This window comes from Enhydrobacter aerosaccus, assembly GCF_900167455.1.
GTDB lineage: Bacteria > Pseudomonadota > Alphaproteobacteria > Reyranellales > Reyranellaceae > Reyranella > Reyranella aerosaccus.
Map to the genome: position 1 here is coordinate 920078 of NZ_FUWJ01000001.1, position 23347 is coordinate 943424.

At 64.5% G+C, this 23347-nt stretch carries 22 protein-coding genes; 17 read left to right on the plus strand and 5 right to left on the minus strand.

Annotated elements, in window-relative coordinates; translation table 11 throughout:
• Positions 1 to 12: 12 nt before the first annotated feature.
• The gene (locus tag B5D62_RS04310) at positions 13 to 3507 is read right to left on the minus strand and encodes an indolepyruvate ferredoxin oxidoreductase family protein (protein WP_085932553.1); all 3495 of its coding nucleotides are present in this window, start codon (positions 3505 to 3507) and stop codon (positions 13 to 15) included.
• Positions 3508 to 3709: 202 nt separating this feature from the next.
• On the opposite strand from B5D62_RS04310, the gene B5D62_RS04315 reads away from it, so the two are divergent.
• The 10 genes from B5D62_RS04315 (at position 3710) to B5D62_RS04360 (ending at position 14000) form a co-directional block, all read left to right on the plus strand.
• The gene (locus B5D62_RS04315) at positions 3710 to 4678 is read left to right on the plus strand and encodes an NAD-dependent epimerase/dehydratase family protein (RefSeq protein WP_085932554.1); all 969 of its coding nucleotides are present in this window, start codon (positions 3710 to 3712) and stop codon (positions 4676 to 4678) included.
• A gap of 12 nt (positions 4679 to 4690) precedes the next feature.
• Complete coding sequence (locus B5D62_RS04320) at positions 4691 to 5461, plus strand: ABC transporter ATP-binding protein (RefSeq protein WP_085932555.1); 771 nt, start codon at positions 4691 to 4693, stop codon at positions 5459 to 5461.
• A gap of 8 nt (positions 5462 to 5469) precedes the next feature.
• Entirely contained in the window at positions 5470 to 6219 is a 750-nt protein-coding gene (locus B5D62_RS04325) for an ABC transporter ATP-binding protein (protein ID WP_085932556.1), read from the plus strand.
• Positions 6216 to 7412, plus strand: a complete 1197-nt coding sequence (locus B5D62_RS04330; RefSeq protein ID WP_085932557.1) for an ABC transporter substrate-binding protein — start codon at positions 6216 to 6218, stop codon at positions 7410 to 7412. The genes B5D62_RS04325 and B5D62_RS04330 overlap by 4 nt, the downstream gene beginning before the upstream one ends.
• An 82-nt stretch (positions 7413 to 7494) precedes the next feature.
• Positions 7495 to 8355 carry a branched-chain amino acid ABC transporter permease gene (locus B5D62_RS04335; protein ID WP_085932558.1) on the plus strand — a complete coding sequence of 287 codons (861 nt, stop codon included), beginning with the start codon at positions 7495 to 7497 and terminating at the stop codon, positions 8353 to 8355.
• Between the two features lie 2 nt (positions 8356 to 8357).
• Positions 8358 to 9275 (plus strand): branched-chain amino acid ABC transporter permease, encoded by a 918-nt coding sequence (locus B5D62_RS04340; RefSeq protein ID WP_085932559.1) that lies wholly within the window; start codon positions 8358 to 8360, stop codon positions 9273 to 9275.
• Positions 9272 to 9769 (plus strand): GAF domain-containing protein, encoded by a 498-nt coding sequence (locus B5D62_RS04345; protein WP_085932560.1) that lies wholly within the window; start codon positions 9272 to 9274, stop codon positions 9767 to 9769. Before B5D62_RS04340 ends, B5D62_RS04345 begins: the two co-directional genes overlap by 4 nt.
• Positions 9770 to 9931: 162 nt before the next feature.
• Positions 9932 to 11701, plus strand: a complete 1770-nt coding sequence (locus B5D62_RS04350; RefSeq protein ID WP_085932561.1) for a M3 family oligoendopeptidase — start codon at positions 9932 to 9934, stop codon at positions 11699 to 11701.
• A 2-nt stretch (positions 11702 to 11703) separates the two neighbouring features.
• Positions 11704 to 13038 (plus strand): ABC1 kinase family protein, encoded by a 1335-nt coding sequence (locus tag B5D62_RS04355; RefSeq protein WP_085932562.1) that lies wholly within the window; start codon positions 11704 to 11706, stop codon positions 13036 to 13038.
• Positions 13035 to 14000, plus strand: coding sequence for an NAD-dependent epimerase/dehydratase family protein (locus B5D62_RS04360; protein ID WP_085932563.1), 966 nt, complete (start codon positions 13035 to 13037; stop codon positions 13998 to 14000). The genes B5D62_RS04355 and B5D62_RS04360 overlap by 4 nt, the downstream gene beginning before the upstream one ends.
• Here B5D62_RS04360 and B5D62_RS04365 read toward each other — a convergent pair.
• On the minus strand, positions 13975 to 15591 hold the full coding sequence (locus B5D62_RS04365) for a thiamine pyrophosphate-dependent enzyme (protein ID WP_218190936.1): 1617 nt from the start codon (positions 15589 to 15591) through the stop codon (positions 13975 to 13977). The genes B5D62_RS04360 and B5D62_RS04365 overlap by 26 nt on opposite strands.
• Positions 15592 to 15632: 41 nt before the next feature.
• On the opposite strand from B5D62_RS04365, the gene B5D62_RS04370 reads away from it, so the two are divergent.
• Positions 15633 to 16322, plus strand: coding sequence for a SanA/YdcF family protein (locus tag B5D62_RS04370; protein ID WP_170920780.1), 690 nt, complete (start codon positions 15633 to 15635; stop codon positions 16320 to 16322).
• Between the two features lie 2 nt (positions 16323 to 16324).
• Entirely contained in the window at positions 16325 to 16981 is a 657-nt protein-coding gene (locus B5D62_RS04375) for a SanA/YdcF family protein (protein WP_085932566.1), read from the plus strand.
• Here the strand turns inward: B5D62_RS04375 and B5D62_RS04380 are convergent.
• Positions 16956 to 17951 (minus strand): 2-hydroxyacid dehydrogenase, encoded by a 996-nt coding sequence (locus B5D62_RS04380; protein WP_085932567.1) that lies wholly within the window; start codon positions 17949 to 17951, stop codon positions 16956 to 16958. The two genes, B5D62_RS04375 and B5D62_RS04380, sit on opposite strands and share 26 nt — an antisense overlap.
• A 143-nt stretch (positions 17952 to 18094) precedes the next feature.
• On the opposite strand from B5D62_RS04380, the gene B5D62_RS04385 reads away from it, so the two are divergent.
• The 4 genes from B5D62_RS04385 to B5D62_RS04400 are packed head-to-tail and all read left to right on the plus strand — an operon-like array spanning position 18095 to position 21742.
• Complete coding sequence (locus tag B5D62_RS04385) at positions 18095 to 19255, plus strand: Re/Si-specific NAD(P)(+) transhydrogenase subunit alpha (RefSeq protein ID WP_085932568.1); 1161 nt, start codon at positions 18095 to 18097, stop codon at positions 19253 to 19255.
• 8 nt (positions 19256 to 19263) lie between these two features.
• Positions 19264 to 19692 (plus strand): NAD(P) transhydrogenase subunit alpha part 2, encoded by a 429-nt coding sequence (locus B5D62_RS04390; RefSeq protein ID WP_085932569.1) that lies wholly within the window; start codon positions 19264 to 19266, stop codon positions 19690 to 19692.
• A 15-nt stretch (positions 19693 to 19707) separates the two neighbouring features.
• Entirely contained in the window at positions 19708 to 21117 is a 1410-nt protein-coding gene (locus B5D62_RS04395; RefSeq protein WP_085933524.1) for an NAD(P)(+) transhydrogenase (Re/Si-specific) subunit beta, read from the plus strand.
• 7 nt (positions 21118 to 21124) lie between these two features.
• Positions 21125 to 21742 (plus strand): HAD family hydrolase, encoded by a 618-nt coding sequence (locus B5D62_RS04400; protein ID WP_085932570.1) that lies wholly within the window; start codon positions 21125 to 21127, stop codon positions 21740 to 21742.
• Positions 21743 to 21804: 62 nt separating this feature from the next.
• Here B5D62_RS04400 and B5D62_RS04405 read toward each other — a convergent pair whose 3' ends face one another.
• Positions 21805 to 22215: a hypothetical protein gene (locus B5D62_RS04405; RefSeq protein WP_085932571.1), complete on the minus strand. Its 411-nt coding sequence runs from the start codon at positions 22213 to 22215 to the stop codon at positions 21805 to 21807.
• 158 nt (positions 22216 to 22373) lie between these two features.
• Positions 22374 to 22577, minus strand: a complete 204-nt coding sequence (rpsU, locus tag B5D62_RS04410; RefSeq protein ID WP_085932572.1) for a 30S ribosomal protein S21 — start codon at positions 22575 to 22577, stop codon at positions 22374 to 22376.
• Positions 22578 to 22698: 121 nt separating this feature from the next.
• Here rpsU and B5D62_RS04415 point away from each other — a divergent pair, with 121 nt between their 5' ends.
• Complete coding sequence (locus B5D62_RS04415; protein WP_085932573.1) at positions 22699 to 23346, plus strand: COQ9 family protein; 648 nt, start codon at positions 22699 to 22701, stop codon at positions 23344 to 23346.
• Position 23347 lies beyond the last annotated feature (1 nt).

The window sequence follows — 23347 nt, forward strand, 5'->3', positions numbered from 1 at the left end:
GGGCAGCGGCGGTTATTCCGCCGCCTGCTTCAGGGCGTCTGGGTGGCGCCACTGGGCCAGGAGCTCGGCCTCCTTGCGCTTGGCCTTGGCAAGGTGGGCCTCCTTGACGTGCCCATAACCCTTGATGTCCTCGGGGATCGACGCGAGCTTCACCGCCAGCGGGTGGTTGGCCGTGGTCAGGCCGGCCAGCAGTTCGCCGACCAGGTTCTCGTAGTCGCCGATCAAGGCCCGTTCATGCCGCCGTTCCGCCGTGTAGCCGAAAGGATCGAGCGAGCTTCCGCGCAGGAACTTGAACCGGGCGAGCAGCCGCAGGACCGACCCCATCCAGGGACCGAACTCGCGCTTGAGCAGATGTCCCGTTCTCGGATCGCGCCGGGACAGCAGGGGAGGCGCGAGATGGAACTTCAGCTTGAAGTCTCCCTCGAACTGCTGGTTCAGCTGCGCTGCGAAGGCGGCCTCGCTGTAGAGCCGGGCGACCTCGTATTCGTCCTTGTAGGCCAGAAGCTTGGCATAGGACCGCGCGACAGCCTCGGCGAGCGCATTCTGGCCGGGCTGCACCTTCTGCTCGGCAGTCCGGACCTTGGAGACCAGGGCCTCGTAGCGCTGCGCGAGCGATGCGTTCTGGAACGCCGTCAGGTGTTTCATTCGCGAGGCGACGAGATCGTCCAGGGAACGGTTGCCGCCGGGGAAGGCGACGACATTGGGAGCTTCCACGGCCGGGGCGACGAGCTTCTCGACAGCGGCGCGATCGGCAGCTGCGCGTCGGCCCCAGCGGAACGCACCGAGATTCATCTGAACAGCGGTACCGTTCAACTCGATCGCCTGTTCCAGCGCCGCGTGGCCGATCGGGATCAGGCCCTTCTGATAGGCGTAGCCCAGCATGAACAGGTTGGTGGCGATCGAATCGCCCATCAATCCCGTGGCGAGCCGGGTCGCCTCGACGAAATCGCAGGCTTCGGCGCCGGTCGCCGCCTCGATCGATAGCCGCAACGTGTGGGAGGGGAAGGAGAGATCCGGATGACGGGTGAACTCGCCGGTGATGGTCTCGTGCGTATTGACGATGGCGCGCGAGGCGCCGGGCTCCAGCTTGGCCAAGGCGTCCGGGCTCGCGCTGACCACGAGGTCGCAGCCGAGCAGCGTCCCCGCGCCACCCGCACCGAGGCGGACGGCATGCAAGGCTTCGGGGGTCGCGCCGATGCGCACATGGCTGATGACCGCGCCGCCCTTCTGGGCCATGCCCAACTGGTCGAGCACGGTCGCGCCCTTGCCCTCGATATGCGCCGCCATGCCCATGATGGCGCCAATGGTCACGACGCCCGTGCCGCCGATGCCGGTAATGAGCACGCCATAGGGCTTGTCGGTCACTGACGGCAGAGTGGGGGCGGGAGGAAGCGGCGGTTCCGCCGTTGTCGCGGAGGCGGCGGCTTGGGCCTTGCCCTTGCGCAGGCGGCCGCCCTCGACGCTGACGAAGCTCGGGCAGAAGCCGTTGAGGCAGGAGAAATCCTTGTTGCAGGACGACTGGTCGATCGCTCGCTTGGTGCCGAATTCCGTTTCGACGGGCGTGACCGACAGGCAGTTCGAGGCCACCGAGCAGTCGCCGCAGCCTTCGCAGACCGCCTGATTGATGAAGACGCGCTTGTTGGGATCGGGAAAGGTACCGCGCTTGCGGCGCCGGCGCTTCTCGGCGGCGCAGGTCTGATCGTAGATCAGGACGGAGACGCCCTTCACCTCGCGCAATTCGCGCTGCACCTCGTCGAGCTTTTCGCGGTGATGGAAGGTGACGCCGGGGGCCCACGTGGTGCCGGCCGGGTACTTGTCCGGATCGTCGCTGACCAGGGCGATACGCCGGACGCCTTCGGCATAGACCTGCTGGCTGATCGTCCAAGGATGGACGTTGCCGTCATGCGGCTGGCCGCCCGTCATGGCGACGGCGTCGTTGTAGAGGATCTTGTAGGTGATGTTGGTGTTGGTGGCGATGGCCTGGCGGATGGCTAGATAGCCCGAATGGAAGTAGGTGCCGTCGCCCAGGTTCTGGAACACGTGCGGCATGTCGCTGAAGTGGCTGGCGCCGACCCACGGCACGCCCTCGGCCCCCATATGCGTGAAGGTCTTGGTGTTGCGTTCCATGCCGATGGCGAGCGTGTGGCAGCCGATGCCGGCCATCGCCATCGAGCCTTCCGGCACTTTGGTCGAGGTGTTGTGCGGGCATCCCGAGCAGAAATAGGGCACGCGGGCCATGCCGGCCTCGTTGCGGATCTGGCGGCCGGCCCGCCGCTTCAGCGCCTCGAAGCGTTGCCGGCTGCGTTCGCTCAGGCTCTCGAGGCCCAATCGACTCACGATCGCCGAGGCAATCTCATAGGGTGTCAGCTCGCCGTCGGACTTGAACAGCGGCTGGCCGCGCTCGTCCAACTTGCCGACCACCACCGGCCGGCGATCGGCCGGAGCGTTGAAGAGCGCGTCCTTGAGCTGCGGCTCGATCAGGGCCCGCTTCTCCTCGACCACCAGGATCTCGCGCTTGCCCTCGCTGAAGGCGACGGCGCCCTGCGTTTCCAGTGGCCAGACCAGCGCGACCTTGTAGATGGCAAGGCCCAGCCGCTCGGCTTCCGCGTCGTCGAGCCCCAGCTCATCGAGCGCCTGGCGGACGTCGAGATAGGACTTGCCGACCGTGACGATGCCGAAGCGCGCGTCAGGCCGGCCAAGAACCAGTCGGTCGAGGCGGTTGGCGCGCCAGTAGGCCAGCGCCGCGGGCAGCTTGACGGTGACGACGCGCTTTTCCTGGCCGAGCCAGTCGTCCGGCCAGCGGATATGCACACCGTCGGGCGGCAGGATGAAATCGGTCGGCGTATGGACTTCGATCCGATGGGGATCGACATAGACCGATGCGGACGAATCGACGGTCTCGCTCAGGACCTTGAAGCCGACCCATAGGCCGGAATAACGCGACAGCGCGAAGGCGTGGAGGCCGAAATCCAGATACTCCTGGACGCCGGCCGGATGGATGACCGGAATGCCGGCGGCCATGAAGGCAGGTTCGCTCTGATGCGCCACCGTCGATGACTTGGCCATGTGGTCGTCACCGGCCAGCGCCACGACGCCGCCGTGCTTCGAGGTGCCGGCGTAATTGGCGTGCTTGAAGGCATCGCCGGAGCGATCGACACCGGGACCCTTGCCGTACCAGATGCCGAAAACGCCGTCGTAGCGCGCGCCCGGATAGAGATGGATCTGCTGCGTTCCCCACAGGGCAGTCGCGGCCAGGTCCTCGTTGAGGCCGGGCTGGAACTCGATGTGGTTCTTCTTGATGAAGCGCTTGGCCTGCCAGAGGGCCTGGTCGAAGCCTCCGAGCGGCGAGCCGCGATACCCGCTGATATAGCCGCCCGTATTGAGGCCGGCAGCCTGATCGCGCTGGCGTTGCATCATTGGCAGGCGGACCAACGCCTGTGTTCCGGTCAGATAGACCCGACCGCTCTCCAGTACGTACTTGTCGTCCAAGGTCACCGCTTGGGTCATGGCAACCTCCCTGGCCCTTTATATAGGTAACGGTAGCGACAGAATGTTGCGCCGATCAATCCGGAAGGAAGAGGGCGACAAAAAAAGACGTTTTTCTGAATATGCACCGCTTCAACCTTGCGCCCCGTTTCAAGGTTTCGTTCGGCGTTGAAACGTTGTAATCAGCGCTCCGTCCCTCGTTTGATCGGCAAGCCCACATTTCATGACGATATTGGTTACCGGCGTTGCCGGCTTCGTCGGCTCGCATGTTGCGCGAGCCTTGCTGGCAAGGGGCGAGCGCGTCCTCGGCGTCGACAATTTCAGCCCGTATTACGATCCGGTCCTGAAGTTCGCCCGTTTGAAACCCCTTCGGGAGAATAAGGACTTTACCTTCTGCGAACTCGACATCACCGACCGCGAGGCGATGCTGTCCCTGGCGGCGCGCTATCCGGAGGTCGATCGCATCGTCCATCTGGCGGCCCAGCCGGGCGTGCGCCAGTCCATCACCGATCCCTTCATCTACGCCCAAGCCAACGTGATGGGGCAGCTCATTGTCCTGGATCTTGCCCGCCGCCTTACCGGCTTGAGGCACTTTGTCTATGCCTCGTCCTCGTCGGTCTACGGGGGCAATCCGAAACTGCCTTTCTCGGTCGCGGACCGGGTCGACCATCCGGTCTCGATATACGCGGCGACCAAGCGGTCAGCGGAGCTCATGGCCGAGGCCTATGTGCACCTTCACAAGATCAAGGCGACCGGATTGCGTTTCTTCACGGTCTACGGCCCCTGGGGCCGGCCTGACATGTCGCCCTACATCTTCGCCAAGGCGATCCATGAGGGTTCGACGATCAACCTGTTCCATCTGGGCTTTGTGAAGCGCGATTTCAGCTATATCGACGACATCGTGGCCGGCACGCTGGCCGTGCTCGACAAGCCGCCGCAGGAGCCGAGTCATCGGCTCTACAATATCGGCACCGCCGGCAGCGAGGACATCGTCCGCGTCATCGAGTTGTTCGAGAAGGCGATCGGCAAAAAGGCCAAGATCGAGCTGAAGCCCGGCGAACCGGGAGACATGCTGGAAACCTCGGCAGATATCACGGAGACCACGCGGGATTTCGGCTGGACGCCCAAAGTCTCTGTGGAAGAGGGCATCCCAAAGTTCGTAGAGTGGTTCAAAGCCTATAACCGCCTGTGAGCTTCAATCCCGTTGTCGTCGTCTCTTCTCGAGCTTAGCGATGTGCGTCGTGCCTTCTACGGTCTGGAGGTGCTGCGCGGCGTCGATTTCTCCGTCGCGGCCGGCCGCATCACCGGCCTGATCGGACCCAACGGCGCCGGGAAGACGACGCTCTTCAATGTCGTCTCCGGCCTGGTGCCGCCCGATGCCGGATCGATCCGGTTCGCGGGGAGTGAAATCGGCGGCCTTTCTCCGGACAAGGTGAGCCGGGCCGGTCTGGTTCGCACTTTCCAGGTCGCTCGCGGCTTTCCCAAGCTGTCGGTGTTCCAGCACCTCATGCTCTACGGCCGTGACCAACCCGGCGAAAGCCTGTGGCGAGCGGTACTCGGATCCCGCGCGGCTCGGGACAGGGAGGCAGCCCTGGCGGAGCAGGCCTGGGACATCGCGCGGTTCCTGCGGCTCGACAAGGTGATCGACAACCAGGCCGTGGCGCTTTCCGGCGGCCAGAAGAAACTTCTCGAGATCGGACGGGCGCTCATGGCGGAGCCCAAGCTCATCCTCCTCGACGAGCCGACCGCGGGCGTGAACCCGACGCTGCGCAACGAGATCGGCGAAAGGCTCCTGGAATTGCCCAAGCGAGGGGTGTCGATCCTGTTGATCGAGCACGACATGGGCTTCATCGCCGAATTGTGCGATCCGGTCATCTGCATGGCGGAAGGGCGGGTCCTGGCGCAAGGCTCCTTCGATTCCGTGCGGGCCGATCCGCAAGTTCGCGAGGCCTATCTGGGCCGAAGAGCGGCATAGGCAAAGCGATGGCTCTCCTCACCGTGACCGACCTGCGCGGAGGCTACGCGGCCGCCGACGAGATCGTGAAGGGCGCCACCCTGCATGTGGATTCAGGCGACATCGTCGCGCTGATCGGTCCCAACGGTGCGGGCAAGTCTACGCTTCTCAAGCTGATCGCCGGGCTGTTGCGGCCGAGGGCAGGCCAGGTCCGCCTGTTCGACCGGGAGATCGCTGGTTTCGATGCCTCGGCCATCAGCCGGCTGGGGCTCGCCTTCGTGCCACAGGAGCGCAATGTCTTCGGCTCGATGACCGTGGCGGAGAACCTGGAGATGGGCGGCTTTCTCGACGGCCGGCACATGCGGGACCGCCGCGACGAACTTTACGAACGCTTCCCTCTGCTGGCCGAGAAGCGGCGCGCCGCGGCCCGGACCTTGAGCGGGGGGCAGCGTCAGATCCTGGCGATGGCCATCGCCTTGATGAATGCGCCGAAGCTGCTCCTGCTCGACGAACCGACAGCCGGGCTAAGCCCTCAGGCCGCGGAGGATTTGTTCGACACGATCGTCGAACTGAACCGGACCGGGGTATCGATCCTGATGGTCGAACAGAATGCGCTCGAGGCGCTCGTCGTCTCGACCCGTGCCTATGTGCTGGTCCAGGGCCGTGCCGAGCGCGAAGGCAGCGCGGCGGACCTGGCCTCGGATCCCACGGTGCGCGATCTCTTTCTCGGCGCCAAGGCGCAGCCTATGCTTGCCGGCAAATCTGGGGGACAGACATGAAGCGAGTTACTTTGAGGCGCCGGACGGCGCTTCTGTCGGGTGTTGCTGCCTTGGCCGCGCCGGCGGTTCTGAGGGCGCAATCCGACCCGATCAAGATTGCCACGCTGACCCCGTTGACCGGGGCAGGCGGTCCTTATGGACCGGTCATGGCCAAGGTTGCCGCTTCCGTGGTCGATGAGGTCAATGCTGCGGGTGGCGTTCTCGGCCGCCGGATCCAGCTCACCAGCGAAGACGACCAGACCAACCCGGATGCCGGCGTTCGCGCCGCGCGCAAGCTGATCGACGTCGACAAGGTGGCGGCGATCATGGGCACCTGGGCATCGTCGGTGACGACCGCGGTTGCGCCGCTGTGCTGGGAGAGCAAGACCTTCCTCTGCACCGTGTCGGGTGCCGACTCGATCACGCAGCTGCCGCATCAGGGCTTCCTGGTCCGCACTCAGCCCAACTCGACCCTGCAGGTAGCGCGATCGGGGACCTTCATGCTCTCCCTGGGCGCGAAGAAGATCTACACCATGATCCCGCAGACGCCGTTTACGCAGACGACCTTCGACTTGATGGGCAAGCTCGTGGCCAAGGCCGGCGCCACCCATCAGGGCCTCATCTACGACGACAAGAAGACCACCTACCGCACCGAGGTCGATCAGGTGCTGCGGTCGAATCCCGACATGATCTTCGCTGCCGGCTACACGCCCGACACGATCATCCTGCTGAAGGACCTCTATCGCGCCGGGTTCAAGGGCAAGATCATCGGCTTCGGCTATGCCATCAACCAGAAGCTGGTGGATCAGATCGGACAGCCCGAGGTCGTCGAAGGCGTGTATGCCTATTCGCCGTCACCGGACGAAGGCAGCAAGGCCTACGAACGCGTCAAGAAGGCGACCGGCCTTGCAAACCCTGATCCCTATACCTGCCAGGTCTACGATCACGTCAATCTGGTGCTGATGGCGATTGCTCAGGGCAAGGCCGCCACCGGTGTCGGCATCAAGGACAATATTCGTGCCGTGGCGCAGGGCGGCGGCACGGCGGTCGACAACGCCGTGGATGGCCTCAAGGCAATCGCGGCCGGACAGAAGGTCGACTATAGCGGCGCCTCGGGTCCGTGCGACTTCGACGACAAGGGCGACATCATCGACTGCAAGTTCCGCTACGACCAGATCAAGGGCGGCAAGTTCACCCTGGTGAAGATTGGTTGAGAGATCGGGGGGTGGTGTTTCTCCCTGGTCTCCGGCTCGCCGATCGCGGCCGGTCGGTCGCAGGCCTGCGGTCCGGTAGCCGATGAGCCTCGCGCTGCAAGCCCTCGTGAACGGGCTGATCTCCGGTACGCTTCTCGCGGTACCGGCGATCGGCTTCACTGCCATGTTCGCCGTGCTGCGCTTTCCGAACTTCTCGGTTTCCGGCATTGCCACTCTCGGTGCCTTCGCCGGCTATGCGGCCTACGCTGCCGGCCTCGAACTCATCGGCTCGCTCGTTGCGGCTTTTGCCGTCGCCGGTCTGGTCGGGCTGGCGCTGGATCGGACGGCGCATTTGCCGCTGGTTAAACAAGGGGCGCTGCCCGCAGCCATCGCCTCGATTGCATCCGGCCTGGTGCTGGAGAACGTGATTCGACTCGGCTTCGGCAACGACTTGCGCGGCTTTGACCGGCCGATCGCGCGCGACCTTCACGTCGGCGATATCCGCGTCAGCCCGCAACAGCTCGAGACCATGGGGCTGGCGCTGGCGATCATGCTCGCCGTTTTCGCGGCGCTCGCCTTCACCCGTATCGGCAAGGCCATGCGGGCCTCGGCCGACAATCCGGAGTTGGCGGCACTCAAAGGCATCAGGCCGCAGCGCGTAGCCATGATCGCGAGCTTCGTCGGCATGGGGTTGGTCGGGATCGGTGGCATGCTGCTGGGCCTGGACAGCTCGATCGATCCGCTGACGGGCGCGCGCATCCTGCTCTCGATCTTTGCCGCGGCGGTCCTTGGTGGCCTCGGCAGCGTGCCAGGCGCCGTTCTGGGGGCCTTCCTGATCGGCATTGCCGAAGAACTGTCGGTTCTGGTGGTCGGGTCGCCATACCGCACGGCGGTGGGCTTCCTTGCCATCCTGGTCGTGCTCACGGCGCGGCCGCGTGGGCTGCTCGGCGAGCGAGCGTTCTGACGATGCTGAACTATCTGCTCTTCATCGCCACGATCGGCAGCATCTATGGCTTGCTGGCCCTCAGCCTGAACCTGATCTGGGGCGGGGCGGGCATGGTGAATCTCGGCCTCGCCGGGTTCTTTGCGGTCGGCGCCTATGCCTCGGCCTTGGCGACAACGGACGCCCACTTGCCGATCGTCGCGGGCTGGATCCTGGCCCTGGCGGCAGGTGGCCTTGCCGGTCTGGTCGTCACGCTCTCGACCACGCGCCTGAGAGAAGATTATCTGGCCATCGTCACTCTGGGCTTCGCCGAGGTCGTGCGTCTCGTCGCGGCGAACGAAGTCTGGCTGACGCGCGGAACCGATGGTATCTCGGGAATTCCAGGACCGTGGAAGGCGCTGCTGGGTAGCGATTTCAACGCGGTCTACCTCCTGATCGTTCTGACAATTCTCGCGTTGGTCTTCCTCTTGATGCGCCGAATCGACCGTTCGCCCTATGGTCGCGTCCTGCGCGCCATTCGGGAGGATGCCCAGGTGGCGCAGGTCGCCGGCAAGCCGGTGCTGCGCTTCAAGGCGGAAGCCTTTGCCTTGTCCGCCGGTATCGCCGGTCTCGCCGGCGCGCTTTATGGCCACTTCACGTCGTATATCGCGCCGGATCTGTTCTTGCCGCTCATCACGGTCTACGTCTTTCTGGCGGTGGCGGGTGGTGGCACCGGCCGACCTGCCGGAGCGCTCATCGGCGCCTATCTGCTGATGGTGTTGCTGGAATCCGCCCGGTTCCTGGTCGAACTCGTTCCGGTGATCTCCGCTGTCCAGCGTGCCGCCCTAAAGGAATTGATCATCGCCGTCGCTCTGATCCTGGTCTTGCGTCTCGCGCCCGGCGGCCTGTTGTCCGAGCGGGTTCCGGCGGCTCCACGTCTCCCGATGGAAGGAAAATCATGACACCGTTCGAAACCTGCCTGGCTGCCCTGAGGCAGCCTGGTCCGCCGCAGGCGCTGTTCGAGGTTGTGGACCGCGCCTTGGCCGAGACGGTCGGGCACAAGCTGTTTACGCTGCTCTATGTCGCGCCGAGCGGCAAGCGCGTGAAGCGCATCTACACCAACATGCCCAAGGAATACCCGGTCGGCGGCTATAAGGAGATCACCGACTCGCCCTGGCACCAGCGTGTGATCCAGGGGCGGCAGGCCTGGGTCGGCCACGACGCGAAGGACATTGCCTGGGCGTTCTTCGATCACGAGCTCATCGTGTCGCTCGGATGCGAATCCGCCGTGAACGTGCCTGTGATCTACGCCGGCCGTGTTCTCGGCACCCTCAATCTTCTCGATGCGGCGGGACATTATCGGGACAGCGACGTCACGGAGATAGAACCCTTTGCGGCACTTTTGATCGGTCCGTTTCTTGACGCCATCGCAGCGGATCCGGGGCACGGCGCGTAACGCCGCTGTAACTGTAAGGCTGCGTGAAGAAATCGCCGCGCGGCGACGTCGCGGGCGCATGCCCAAGCGCTGCCGGCATGCTAGAGCACATCATGAGCAGGGCCGCTCTGGCCGGGAGACGGTCGAGGTCCCATATCCCTGTCCAGCAAGGAGTTTTGGTCAATGAACGCTGTCCTGGGCGACCTCCCCACCTGGAACCTGTCCGACCTCTATTCGAGTCCTGTTGGAACGGATCTCGAGCGCGACCTGAAGCGCGCAGCCGGGGAGGCGGAGGCCTTCGCGAAGGCCTACGAGGGCAAGGTTGCGTCGCTCGACGGTGCCGCGCTGGGCAGCGCGATTGCACGATACGAGGTGCTTCAGGATTTGATGGGGCGCATCGGCTCCTACGCCTCGCTCTACTACGCGCAGGACATGGCAGATCCGCAGCGTGGCCAGTTCTCGCAGAATGTGTCGGAGAAACTGACCGACATCGGTTCGACGCTGGTGTTCTTCCGGCTCGAGATCAACAAGATCGAGGACGCCGATCTTGCCGAGAAGCAGAAGGATCCGGTGCTGGCCAAGTATGGTCCGTGGCTGCGTGACCTGCGCGTGTTCCGTCCGCATCAGCTCTCGGACGAGTTGGAGAAGGCGCTGCACGAAAAGTATGTCGTCGGTCGTGCCGCCTGGTCGCGCCTGTTCGACGAGACCATCGCCCGGCTTCGCTATCCGTTCCGCAACGAAATGCTGAGCGAGCCCCAGATCCTCGACAAGCTGTCGAACAAGGATCCGGACATCCGCAAGGAAGCCGCCAAATCCTTCGGCAAGGTGCAGGGCGAGAATATCGGCGTCTTCTCGCTGATCACCAACACCTTGGCCAAGGACAAGGAGATCGAGGACCGCTGGCGCCATTACGCCCGGCCACAGTCGGCCATGAACCTTGCCAACGTGGTCGAGGACGAAGTCGTGGATGCCCTCGCCACCGCCGTGAAGGCAGCCTATCCGCGTCTCGCCCATCGCTACTACAAGCTCAAGGCCAAGTGGTTCGGCGTCGACAGGATGCCGTACTGGGACCGCAATGCGCCTCTGCCGGAACACGACGATCGCACGATTCCCTGGAACGAGGCGGAGAAGATCGTCCTCGATGCCTATGGCGCCTTCTCGCCGGCACTGGCCGATGTCGGGCGCAAGTTCTTCGGCACCGGGTGGATCGATGCCCCGGCGCGCCCCGGCAAGTCGCCCGGCGCCTTCGCCCATCCGACCGTACCGTCGGCGCATCCCTATCTGCTGCTGAACTACCAGGGCAAGGTGCGTGACGTGATGACCCTGGCGCATGAGCTGGGGCACGGCGTGCATCAGGTGCTGGCGGCGCCGCAGGGCGCCCTGATGGCTGACACACCGCTGACGCTCGCAGAGACGGCCTCGGTGTTCGGCGAGATGCTGACCTTCCAGTCGCTGCTCAAGACGGCACCCGACAAGAGCACCCGCAAAGCCATGCTCGCCGGCAAGGTCGAGGACATGCTGAATACGGTGGTGCGCCAGATCGCCTTCTACGATTTCGAATCGCGCCTGCATATCGAGCGGCGCAAGGGCGAGTTGACACCCGATGCCATTGGCGAGATCTGGATGGCGGTGCAGAGCGAGAGCCTTGGCCCGGCCTTCACCTTCGACGACGAGTACAAATACTACTGGTCCTATATCGGCCACTTCATTCACTCGCCGTTCTATGTCTACGCCTATGCTTTCGGCGATTGCCTGGTGAATTCGCTGTACGCGGCCTATCAGTCCGGTTTGCCGGGCTTCGAGGGCAAGTATCTCGACATGCTGAAGGCGGGCGGCATCAAGCGGCACAAGGAACTGCTTGCGCCGTTCGGGCTCGACGCGTCCGATCCCGCTTTCTGGGATCGTGGGTTGGGCGTGATCTCGGGGTTGGTGGACGAGCTCGAGAAGCTTTGATCATGGCCGACGAGGGCGACAGTCTAGGCGGACGGCTGGGCCGCTATGCTCGGGTCGGCGCCTCGGTGGGCGGGCTGGCGGCGCGGCTCGCCGGCGAGCGCTATCTCGGCCTGTCTCTCGACCGGGACCGCCACGCCACGGAACTAAAGGTCGCACTGGGCGGGCTGAAGGGGCCGCTCATGAAGGCGGCGCAGCTTCTCGCCACCATCCCTGACGCGCTGCCGCCGGAATATGCCCGTGAGCTTGCGCAGCTCCAGGCCAATGCGCCGGCCATGGGATGGGCCTTCGTGCGCCGGCGCATGGCGACGGAGCTCGGTCCCGACTGGCAGGCCAAGTTCGCGCGCTTCGACAAGGAAGCGTCCTTTGCAGCCTCCCTGGGCCAAGTCCACCATGCTGTCCTGCTCGGTGGGCAGGAAGCGGCCGTGAAGCTTCAATATCCCGACATGAGTGCGGCGCTCGAAGCCGATCTGAACCAGCTCAAGCTGGTGTTCGCCATCGGCCAGCGCTTCGATCCGGCGATCCGCACGGATGAGATCCACGCCGAGATCACGAGCCGCCTGCGCGAAGAGCTGGATTATCGGCGCGAAGCCCGTCATGTCGCCCTTTATCGCCACATGCTCCGTCAAGAAGCGCGGATCCATGTACCCGAGGTCGTGGCCGGCTATTCGACCGATCGTCTGCTGACGATGAACTGGCTCGCTGGCGAGCCGCTGTTGAACTGGAAGGCGCGGTCGCAGGAAGAGCGGAATGCGCTCGCCGCCGACATGTTCCGCGCCTGGTACATTCCCTTTTACTCCTACGGCGTGATCCACGGGGATCCGCATCTTGGCAACTACTCGGTCCGGGCCGACGGGTCCGTGAACCTCATGGACTTTGGCTGCGTGCGGATATTCCCGCCGCGCTTCGTGCGCGGCTCGATCGAGCTCTATCGGGCCCTTATGGCCGACGATCTGGACCGTGCCGTCGCCGCCTATGAAGATTGGGGATTCAGCGGTCTGTCGCGCGACATGATCGTCATCCTGAATCGCTGGGCGGCGTTCCTTTATGGTCCCCTGATGGATGACCGGGAGCGCCGCTTGACGGAAGGTGTCGCGGAAGGCTTCGGTCGCGACACCGCGCAGAAGGTGTTTGGAGAATTGCGCCGCCTGGGCGGGGTGCGTCCCCCGCGTGAGTTTGTGTTCATGGATCGCGCCGCGGTCGGGCTCGGGTCGGTATTCATTCATTTGCGGGCCTCGATCAACTGGCACCGACTGTTCGAGAGTCTGATCGATGGCTTCGATGTCGATGCTCTCGCGCTTCGCCAGCAGGAGGCGCTTACCGAGGCAGGCCTGTCGTGAACATTCTGGTCACAGGTTCTTCCGGATGGCTTGGGCAGCATCTGGTGCCGCGCCTGAAGAAGGCCGGGCATCGTGTCGTCGGCTTCGATCCGGTGCCAGGGCCTCATACCGACGTTGTTGCCTCAGTGACCGATCGGCCGAGCGTCCGCACGGCCATCCGGGGCAACGCCATCCAGGCCATCATCCATGCCGGCGCGCTGCATAAGCCGCAACTTGCCACCCATGACAGCGGCGAGTTCGTGTCGATCAACATCCAGGGGACGATGAATCTTCTCGAAGAGGCGTCGGCGCCCGGGTCGCCGGTGGACCGCTTCGTCTTCACGTCGACGACCTCGCTGATGGTGTCGCGGCAGATTCGCGAGGCGCACCGGCGTGGCGTTCACCGTGCCTTCTGGATCGACGAGGAGATGGGCCCGCTCGAACCGCGCAACATCTATGGCGTCACCAAATTCGCGGCCGAACATCTCTGTCGAATGGTCCATGACACATCGGGACTGCCGATCGTCATACTGCGCACTGGGCGGTTCTTTCCGGAAGAAGACGACATGGCGCACGAGATCATCCAGTCGGATGCCAACATAAAGGCCAACGAATTCCTGTTTCGTCGGCTCACCGTGGAGGATGCCGCGCGGGCCCATGTCGTGGCGCTGGATCGGGCGCCGCAGATCGGTTTCGACACCTTCATCATCTCGGCGCTGACGCCGTTCAGCCCGGAAGACTGCGACCAGCTCATGGAATATGCGCCACTGGTCGTGCATCGCTACTTTCCACGCTATCGCGAGATTTATGCGCGCCGAGGCTGGACGATGTTCGACTACATCGATCGGGTCTACGACTCGAGCAAGGCGATGCGCCGCCTTGGTTTCGTCTGCTCGACGGACTTCGGCGATATCCTCACCCAGATGGATCGCGAGGATGGCGTCGTCGACACGCCGTTCAGCCGCGTACCCTGGGCATCATGATCAGGTCCCACGGGCTTGGCATGTCACCGTGCGGCACCCAGACGAGGGCAGGGGCATCGAGCGCAAAGGCCTTGTGCAGCGCGTCCTCCAGTTGGTTCGCGGTCACGGCCTTGAAGGAGGCGATGCCGAAGGACTCCGCGAGCTGGGCGAAGTTCGGGTTGTGGAGATCCGAAGCGATCAGACGATTGCCATAGCGTTCCTGCTGAATGCGCCTGACATTGCCGAAAGCGCCGTTGTCGAACACGACGAGTACGACAGCGATGTTGTGGCGGACGGCGGTGGCGAGTTCACCGATCTGATACATCGCGCCGCCATCGCCGGTGATGGACAGCACTTTCCGGTGAGGCATCGCCACCTTGGCGCCGAGTGCCGTCCCCAGTCCCCAGCCCAAATTGTCCTGATACCCCGGTGACAGGAAGGTCCGGGGCTTTTCGATCGGCAGGGCGACACGTGATGCGAAGCCGACCTGGCACACTTCATCGACGAAGATTCCATCTTCGGGAAGGGCAGCCCGGATCGCCTTGAGGAAGCCAAGCTGGGGTTCGAGGCGCGATAGTCGCTCGGCCAGCCACGCACGGTGACTGTTCAGCTCTTCATCCCGCGGGGCGCGTTTGCGGTTGTGCCTGGGAAGCGCGGCAATCAGGGCCCGCAGCTGCACAGCGGCATCTCCCACCAGTGCCACGTCGGGCCTGCGCAGCCGGTCGGGCTCCTCGGGATCGATGTCGATGCGCACGACCTTGAGCTGGTCGTCGATCCCCCAGCCGCCATTCTGGATGAAGAAGCGCGTCCCGATCGCCAGAACGGCGTCGGCATCCTTCCACAGGCGATGACCGACCGGCATGTCGACTGCCAGCCGGTGCGAACTTGATATGACTCCCCGTCCGCGGCGGTAGGAGCTGACGGGCGCCTCCAGCATCTCGGCGATCCTGGCGACTTCGGCGCTCGCCTCCTGCGCGCCGCCGCCCAGGACCAGGATCGGGCGCTCGGCCTGGCCGAGGAGTTTGGCCGCTCGTTCGATCGCTTCGTCGTCGACGGTTTCGAATGGCAGAGGAAGAGGCGCATCGGGCAAGGCCACTTCGGCTCGCTGCGCCCATGTGTCCAGCGCGCACTCAAGGGCAACCGGGCGTTGGCGACCCGAGCGCGCCTGCCAGATCGCCTCCGAGACCAGCCTTGGCGCTTCCTGGGGACTCCTGATGCGGTCGGCCCATTTGGTGATGTGACGCATCAGGCCGAGCTGATCGTGGATCTCATGCAAATGGCCATGACCGCGGTCGATATCGGCCTGAGGGATCTGGCCGATCAGGCCCAGCACGGGAGCGTTCATGCCGTAGGCCGTCAGCAGGGCGGAACTGGCATTGAGCATGCCCGGACCGGGCACGACGGCGAAGGCCTGTGGCTTGCCGGTGACGAGCGCCGCACCCAGCGCCATGTAGGCAGCCGTCTGCTCATGCCTCGGATGGATCACACGCAAGCGCTCGCCGGTATGGTAAAAGGCATCGAACAAGGGATCGTTATGCAGGCCGGGCAGGGCATAGACCGTATCGACTTCATGTCGCAGCAATGTCTCGACGGTTGCTTCGGCAGTGCTCATGCGCGGCATGCAGACGTCCTTTCAGGGCCTGCAGGAAGATGATGCTCGCGCGTCTCGAGAGTCCATGGAATTCCATCAAGGCGCAGCCATTGCGCTGGGCCATTGTCACCATGCTCCTTGCCGTCATCATGACCGCCGCGAGCGTCTGGTTCGCGGAGCGCCTTCAGGAGTTCCTGGGCGACGGCAGCATGACTGCCGACCCGGCGCGGGTACCGGCCGTGCAGGTGGCGTTGGTCCTGGGGACGTCGCGTCTGATGCCGAGCGGAGCCCCCAACCTGACGTTCGACTATCGGCTGGATGCTGCTGCCGCCCTGTGGAAGGCCGGCAAGGCGAGATATTTCATCGTCAGCGGCAATCACACCGGCCGCTATGACGAGCCTGCGGACATGCGGGCAGGGCTCATCGAGCGGGGCGTCCCGCCCGATGCGATCTATCGCGACGGCAAGGGGTTCCGCACCTGGGACTCGGTGGTTCGAGCCCATAAGGTCTTCGGCCTCGATCGAATGGTGATCGTGTCGCAGCGCTCGCACGTCGCGCGGGCGCTTTTCCTCGCGCGCAGTCTCGGGATGGAGGCCTATGGCTTCGATGCCAGGGAAGAGCCCGAAATGCCGCTGATGATGCGCGTGCGTCCCTATCTGGCAGCCGTTCTTTCCTACTATGACGCGTGGAGGGGCGTGTTGCCCCACCATATCGGACCGCAGGTAATGGTCGGCGCGGATCCGGCGCTCTGATCATGCGTCTTGCGCTTTACGGCGTGCTTGCCGTCATCGGGGCTGTGCTCCTTGTCGCGCTGGTTGCCTGGATGGCTCAGCGGCGGCTCGAAGCTCTGGCGGCTCCCTTCATCGTCGACGATGCAGCGGCCCTCCCGACTGTGGAGGTTGCTTTGGTCCTGGGCGCCGCGCCGATCGGTCCGGAAGGCGGCCCCAACCGCTACTTTGAGCGCCGTCTCGATGCGGCCGCGGCCCTGTGGAGCGCAGGCAAGGCGAAATACCTGTTGGTCAGCGGCGATCGGCGCGGTCCGGCTTACGACGAACCGACGGCGATGCGGGCCGGGTTGGTCGGCCGGGGTGTCCCGGCCGATGTGATCTATCGCGACTTCGCCGGTGTTCGAACGCGCGATTCGATCCTGAGGGCCGAGGAGGTCTTCGGGCAGAAGCGACTGATCATCGTGTCGCAGCACTTTCACCTTGCCCGCGCCATCTTCCTCGCCCGCGAGGAGGGCATCGAGGCCTGGGGACTGGCGGCCCGCGACGTCGACCGGCCCTACAGCATCTTCACGACGCTGCGCCGCTATCCCTCGGCGCTGCGGGCCTACTATGACGTGTGGTTCGACACGCCCGCCCGCCATGCCGCGAAGCCGGTCGTCATCGGAGTCGACCCTCCGTCCTAGCGGCCAGGTCGCGCAATTCAGGCAAGGGCGTCACGACCGGCTTGCCCGCGAAATGGGCGTCGAGATTCTGGCAGACCAAGGCCGTCATGCGCGCCTGCGCATGTTCTGTGCCACCGCCGAAATGCGGGGTCATCACCAGATTGTCGAGGGGAAGAAACGCCTGGCCTTCGTAGGGTTCCTCGTCGAATACATCCAACGCCGCACCCTCGATCACGTTGTCGCGCAGGGCGTCGGCGAGCGCTGCTTCATCCACCGCCCAGCCTCGGCTGATGTTGACCAGGTGGCCGCGCGGGCCCAGCGCCTTCAGCACCTCGGCGTCGACGATATGCCTGTTGGAGGCATCGGAGCGCAGGCAGACGATCAAATAGTCCGCCCATGTCGCGAGCGCCATGACGTCGGCAAAATAGGCATAGTCGACGTCGGCGCGTTTGTTCCTGTTGCAATAGCCGATCTGCACGTCGAAGCCCTTGAGGCGCTTGGCGACCTCCATGCCAATGGCGCCAAGGCCGAGAATGCCGACCTTTCCACCGGTGAGGCCGGCGATGGCGCCGAAGCGGTTAGGGATGCGTTTGGTCCATTCGCCGCGGCGGATCATCTTGTCGGCGCGCACGATGCGGCGCGTCGAGGCCAGCAGGATGCCGACGGCCATCTCCGCGACGTCGGGCGCGTTGGCGTCGGCGCCGTGCGTGACGATGATGTTGCGGCGACGGGCGGCTTCGATATCGATGCGCTCGTAGCCGGTGCCGTAGCAGCAGATGATCGACAATCGCGGCAAGGCGGCCATCAACCTGTCGGAGGCGCCCACGCTTCCGGTCGTCACCAGCGCTTGCACACGCGGCGCAACCTCGGGCGGAACGAGCGCGGGATCAGGCTTGTCCATATGTCCGACGATCTCGCAGTTTCGAGAGAAGGCTGCGAGTGTCTGCTTCGTGAAGGTGAAGCCAGTGAGAATGAATGGACGGTCAGCCATGATCTCGCCTAACACGCAACGGCCACGAGCGTAAATCCAGCCGTCTCACGCGGCGAAAAACCTCCTTGGCAAAGAACGAACGGCTGGGCATGGTTCGCATCCTAGTTTCCTTCCGCGCCCCCTGAAACGATCTGAAGCGCTCCATGAAAATCGCCATCCTCAAAGAACGCCGGCCATACGAGACACGCGTGGCCGCAACGCCCGAGACCGTGAAGAAATTGAAGGCGCTCGGAGGGGAAGTGACCATCGAGGCCGGAGCCGGGATCGCGGCTGCCTATACCGACCAGGCCTATATGGACGCCGGGGCAAACATCGTGCCGGATGCGGCATCGGCGGTTGCAGCCGGCGATATCGTCTTCAAGATTCAGCGTCCGATGTCGGCGGCGGAAGGCCTCGACGAAATCGGCTTGCTGCGTTCCGGTCAGGTCCTGATGTCGCCCCTCGGGGCGCTCACGAATGCCGAGTTGGTGCAAACGCTTGCCGGGAAAGGCGTCACGGCTTTCGCGCTCGAGTTGATTCCGCGCATCACCCGGGCGCAGTCGATGGATATCCTGTCGTCGCAGGCGAACCTCGGCGGCTACAAGGCCGTGCTCGTGGCGGCGAACACCTTCGGCCGGATCTTTCCCCAGATGATGACGCCGGCTGGAACCCTTGCGCCGGCGCGGGCCTTCATCATGGGCGTCGGCGTTGCCGGCCTGCAGGCGATCGCCACGGCTCGGCGACTCGGCGCCATCGTTTCGGCGACCGATGTGCGCCCCGCCACGAAGGAGCAGGTTCAGTCGCTGGGCGGCAAGTTCGTTGCCGTCGAGGACGAGGAGTTCAAGGCGGCGGAGACGGCCGGTGGCTACGCCAAGGAAATGAGCGCGGACTATCGCGCCAAGCAGGCTGCATTGGTGGCCGATCACATCCGCCAGCAGGATATCGTCATCACAACGGCCCTCATTCCGGGCCGCAAGGCGCCGGTCCTGGTGACCGAGGACATGGTGAAGACCATGAAGCCCGGCTCGGTCATCGTCGACATGGCGGTGGAGCAGGGCGGCAACTGCCCGCTCTCCGAATATGGCAAGGTGGTCGAGAAGTACGGCGTGAAACTCGTCGGCCCGGCCAATCTGCCGGCGGAGCTTCCGACCGATGCGTCGGCGCTGTTCTCGCGCAATCTGCTCAACTTCATCACGCCCATGGTCGACAAGGAGACCAAGGCCCTGAAGATCGACGTCAACGACGAGGTCGTGAAGGGCACGCTCGTCACCCAGGGCGGGCAGATCGTGCATCCCTCCCTCATCCAGAATTCCGGCCAGAGCTAGGAGAAGGCATGGACGACAGAATCGCTGGCGAAGCGGCAAAGTTCGCCACCCAGGCCCAGGAGCTCGCGGGCAATCTCAAGAACCTGGCGCAGCAGATCACCGATATGGCGGCTCAGGGCACGCTGACGACGCCCGAAGGCGGGCATATGCCGTTCGTGGCGTTGCTGACGATTTTCGCGCTGGCCTGCTTCGTCGGTTACTACGTGGTATGGCGCGTGACGCCGGCGCTCCACTCGCCGCTGATGGCGGTCACCAACGCCGTATCCTCCGTCATCATCGTCGGCGCTCTGCTGGCAGCGGGACTGCGAGGCCTTGGGGCGGCCCAGCTCTTCGGCGCCATCGCCGTCGCGCTGGCTGCGGTGAATATCTTCGGCGGCTTCATCGTCACGCACCGAATGCTGTCGATGTTCAAGAAGAAGCAGCCGGTCAAGAAGTAGGCGAGGCGCAAAGTGATTACTCAAGAACTGGCCGCCTACGGCTATCTGATTTCGGCTATCTGCTTCATCATGGCGCTGCGAGGACTTTCCTCGCCCACGACATCACGCGCCGGCAATCTCTACGGCATCGTCGGCATGGTCGTGGCGATCGGCGTCACGGTCCTGTCACCGGGCATCGTATCGCCCTGGCTGATCCTCGCCGGCCTGGTGGTCGGCGGGACGGTCGGCACGATCGTGGCCATGCGCATCCAGATGACGGCGCTGCCTCAGCTCGTCGCGGCCTTCCATTCGCTGGTGGGGCTCGCGGCGGTGTTCGTGGCGGCCGCGGCGTTCGTGTCGCCCGATGCCTTTGGGATCGGCTCTCCCGGTCATATCAAGACCCAGAGCCTGATCGAGATGGGGCTTGGCACGGTCATCGGTGCCATCACCTTTACGGGCTCCATCGTGGCCTTTGCCAAGCTGCAGGGGCTGGTTTCGGGTGCGCCGCTGGTGTTCCGGGGCCAGCATTACCTGAACGCCCTGATCGGCATCGTCATCGTGCTGCTGCTGGTGTGGTTCGCTTCCGCCGGCCACCCGGTGACCTTCATGCTGCTGATCATCCTGTCGCTGGCGGTCGGCTTCCTGCTGATCCTGCCCATCGGCGGCGCCGACATGCCGGTCGTGGTGTCGATGCTCAATTCCTATTCGGGATGGGCGGCTGCCGGCATCGGCTTCACCCTCGGCAACACGGCCCTGATCGTGACGGGCGCGCTGGTGGGCTCGTCGGGCGCGATCCTGAGCTACATCATGTGCAAGGGCATGAACCGCTCCATCTTCAATGTGATCCTGGGCGGATTTGGCACCGACGGTGGCGCGGCGGTGGCTGCTGCCGGCGGCAAGCCCGACAAGCCGGTGAAGGCCGGCTCGGCCGAGGATGCCGCGTTCCTGATGGAGAATGCCAGTTCGGTGATCATCGTGCCGGGCTATGGCATGGCGGTGGCGCAGGCCCAGCATGCATTGCGTGAAATGGCGGACCTGCTGAAGGAGCGCGGCGTCCAGGTGCGCTATGCCATCCATCCGGTCGCAGGCCGTATGCCGGGCCATATGAACGTGCTGCTGGCCGAGGCCAATGTGCCCTACGACGAGGTGTTCGAACTCGACGACATCAACCGCGACTTCGCCTCGACCGACGTGGCGTTCGTCATCGGCGCCAATGACGTCACCAACCCGGCCGCCAAGACGGATCCGAAGAGCCCCATCTACGGCATGCCGATTCTCGACGTCGAGAAGGCGCAGACCGTGCTGTTCGTGAAGCGCGGCATGTCCTCGGGCTATGCCGGCGTCGAGAACGAGCTCTTCTTCCGCGACAACACGATGATGCTGTTCGCCGACGCCAAGGTGATGTGCGAGAACATCGTCAAGGCGCTGGAAGGTTCGGCTCACTGACGTCGACGTGACGTATCGCGCCGTCCTGTTCGATATCGGCGGCGCGATCGACCTCGAGTTCGCCTGGGAGATGGCGGTGGATGGAGCAATCGCCTCCGCCTGCAGCCTCGAGGGCATTCGCGTCGATCAGCCAATGGTGGAGGCTGCCTCCGAGCAGGCCGTGCTGTCCTTCGCGGCTGACACATACGGCGCCATGATCGGGATCCTGTGCGGCGGGGAACCCAGGACCATTGGCCGAGTGACGCAGCGGTTCGAGGCGATGACGCGCGGACTGGATGTTTTCCAGCTTCGGCCCGGGATCGAACAGCTTCTGCACAGGCTGGTCGGCCATGGGGTGGTCCTGTCAGCCGCCGACTACCCCAGAGATCGCCTGGAGCGGGCCGGGATTGCGCCCCTGTTTGCCGACGACGCGCACATTCCCGCTGTCGAGACGATCTTCGTCGGCGATCGGCTCGATCAGGATGTCGCGCCAGCCAAGGCGCAGGGGATGACGACGATCCAGTTTCGGAGCGGGCGATGGCGCCGCCAAAAACCGCGCTCTGCCGCCGAGACGCCGGACGTCACCGTGACAGATGTACGGGAACTCGAAGAAGCGATTTTCGCTCTACTGGCAGACAGTCGGTAGGCGAAGGGCCGCCCTCGGGCGGCCCCTGCCAATCGTCACAGGATGATCGCCACACGCCGCCGTTAGCGCGTATGGGGCGCCATGGAATGGCCTTGGGCATTCAGACGATTGCCGCAGCTATCGTACTTGAAGCCATACTCGTCGGTGATAGCCACCTGATGCCGGCCAGGGCCGCCGCAACTGGCCTGCGAGTCCATCGGGGCCGTCGCCTGTTGCCGGTATCCTTGACCGTAGCTCCCGCGCGGCTCGGCCTGGCCGGCGCTCACCTGCTTGTTCTGTTGCTCCAATATGCTGCTCGACGTCGAGGTCGAGTTGCTGGTGGTCGCGGCGTTGGGCAGGGTGCCGACATCCCGCGTCGGTGCGGCGCCGCTCGCTCCGCCCGGACCACTGTTGGGGCCGGCCGGCATCTGCGCCATGGCCATCGAACCCGACAGAACCAGCGCACAGGCGGTCATCAGGGAGATCTTGGTCATATGCCTTCTCCTGTTGAACTCCGGTGTCTGAGAACGTTGGGCGTCGGCACGACGTTGCTCAGCGCCCGCCGGCAAGAAGGCGCAATTCAGCGGGCAACCAATAAAAAACCCCCGACAGTGCCGGGGGTATTTGGGGGTGCTTCCATTGAAGCGGAGGCTTAATAGCCTTCGCGCTCGAGGCGCTTGCGCATCAGCTTGCGCGTGCGGCGGATGGCCTCGGCCCGCTCGCGGGCGCGACGCTCGGAGGGCTTCTCGTAATTGCGGCGGAGCTTCATCTCGCGGAAGATGCCTTCACGTTGCATCTTCTTCTTCAGGACGCGGAGCGCCTGATCGACGTTATTTTCGCGGACGAGAACCTGCACTGCGATTGCTTCCTTCCAAGCTAATACGCCCCGGGATTTCCAGGGCATGAATTCGAGAGGCGCGTAGGTATCACAGGGGACCGCCCTTGGGAAGCCCCGGCGAAGGTCATATATTTCGGCCATGAACGACTTCAATTCCCCGCAAAGCGACCCCGACTCCGACCTTCGCGACCGTCTGGCCGACGCCGTCGCCAACGAGGCGGCCTTCGAAGGATGGACTGGAACCGCCCTCCGGGCCGCCGCCCGCGGGCTGGGATTGCCGGCCGGCGAGGCGGACCGCTTGTTTCCGGGCGGGGCGCTGGACGTCCTGAACCACCTCAGCCTCCGAGCCGATCGCCGTATGGTGGCCGACATGGAGGCCGAGGGGATGGGCAGCCTCAAGATCCGCGACCGCATCCGCGAGGCCATCCGGATTCGGCTCGACCGGCATCTGGGCAACAAGGAGGCGGCCCGCCGGGCCCTGGCACTGCTTGCGCTGCCGTTCAACGCGCCGCTTGGTCTCAAGCTCCTGTATCGCACCGTCGATGCCATATGGTACTCGGCCGGCGACACCAGCACGGACTTCAACTTCTATACCAAGCGGGCGACGCTGGCGGCGGTCTACTCCTCGACGCTGCTCTATTGGCTGAACGACCGTTCGCCCGGCAGCGAAGCGACCTGGAAGTTTCTGGACCGGCGGATCGACAACGTCATGACAGTCGAGAAGCTGAAGGCCCGGGCACGGTCCTGGCAGCCCGGCAACCGCATGCGGACAGCCGTACGGCGCTGAC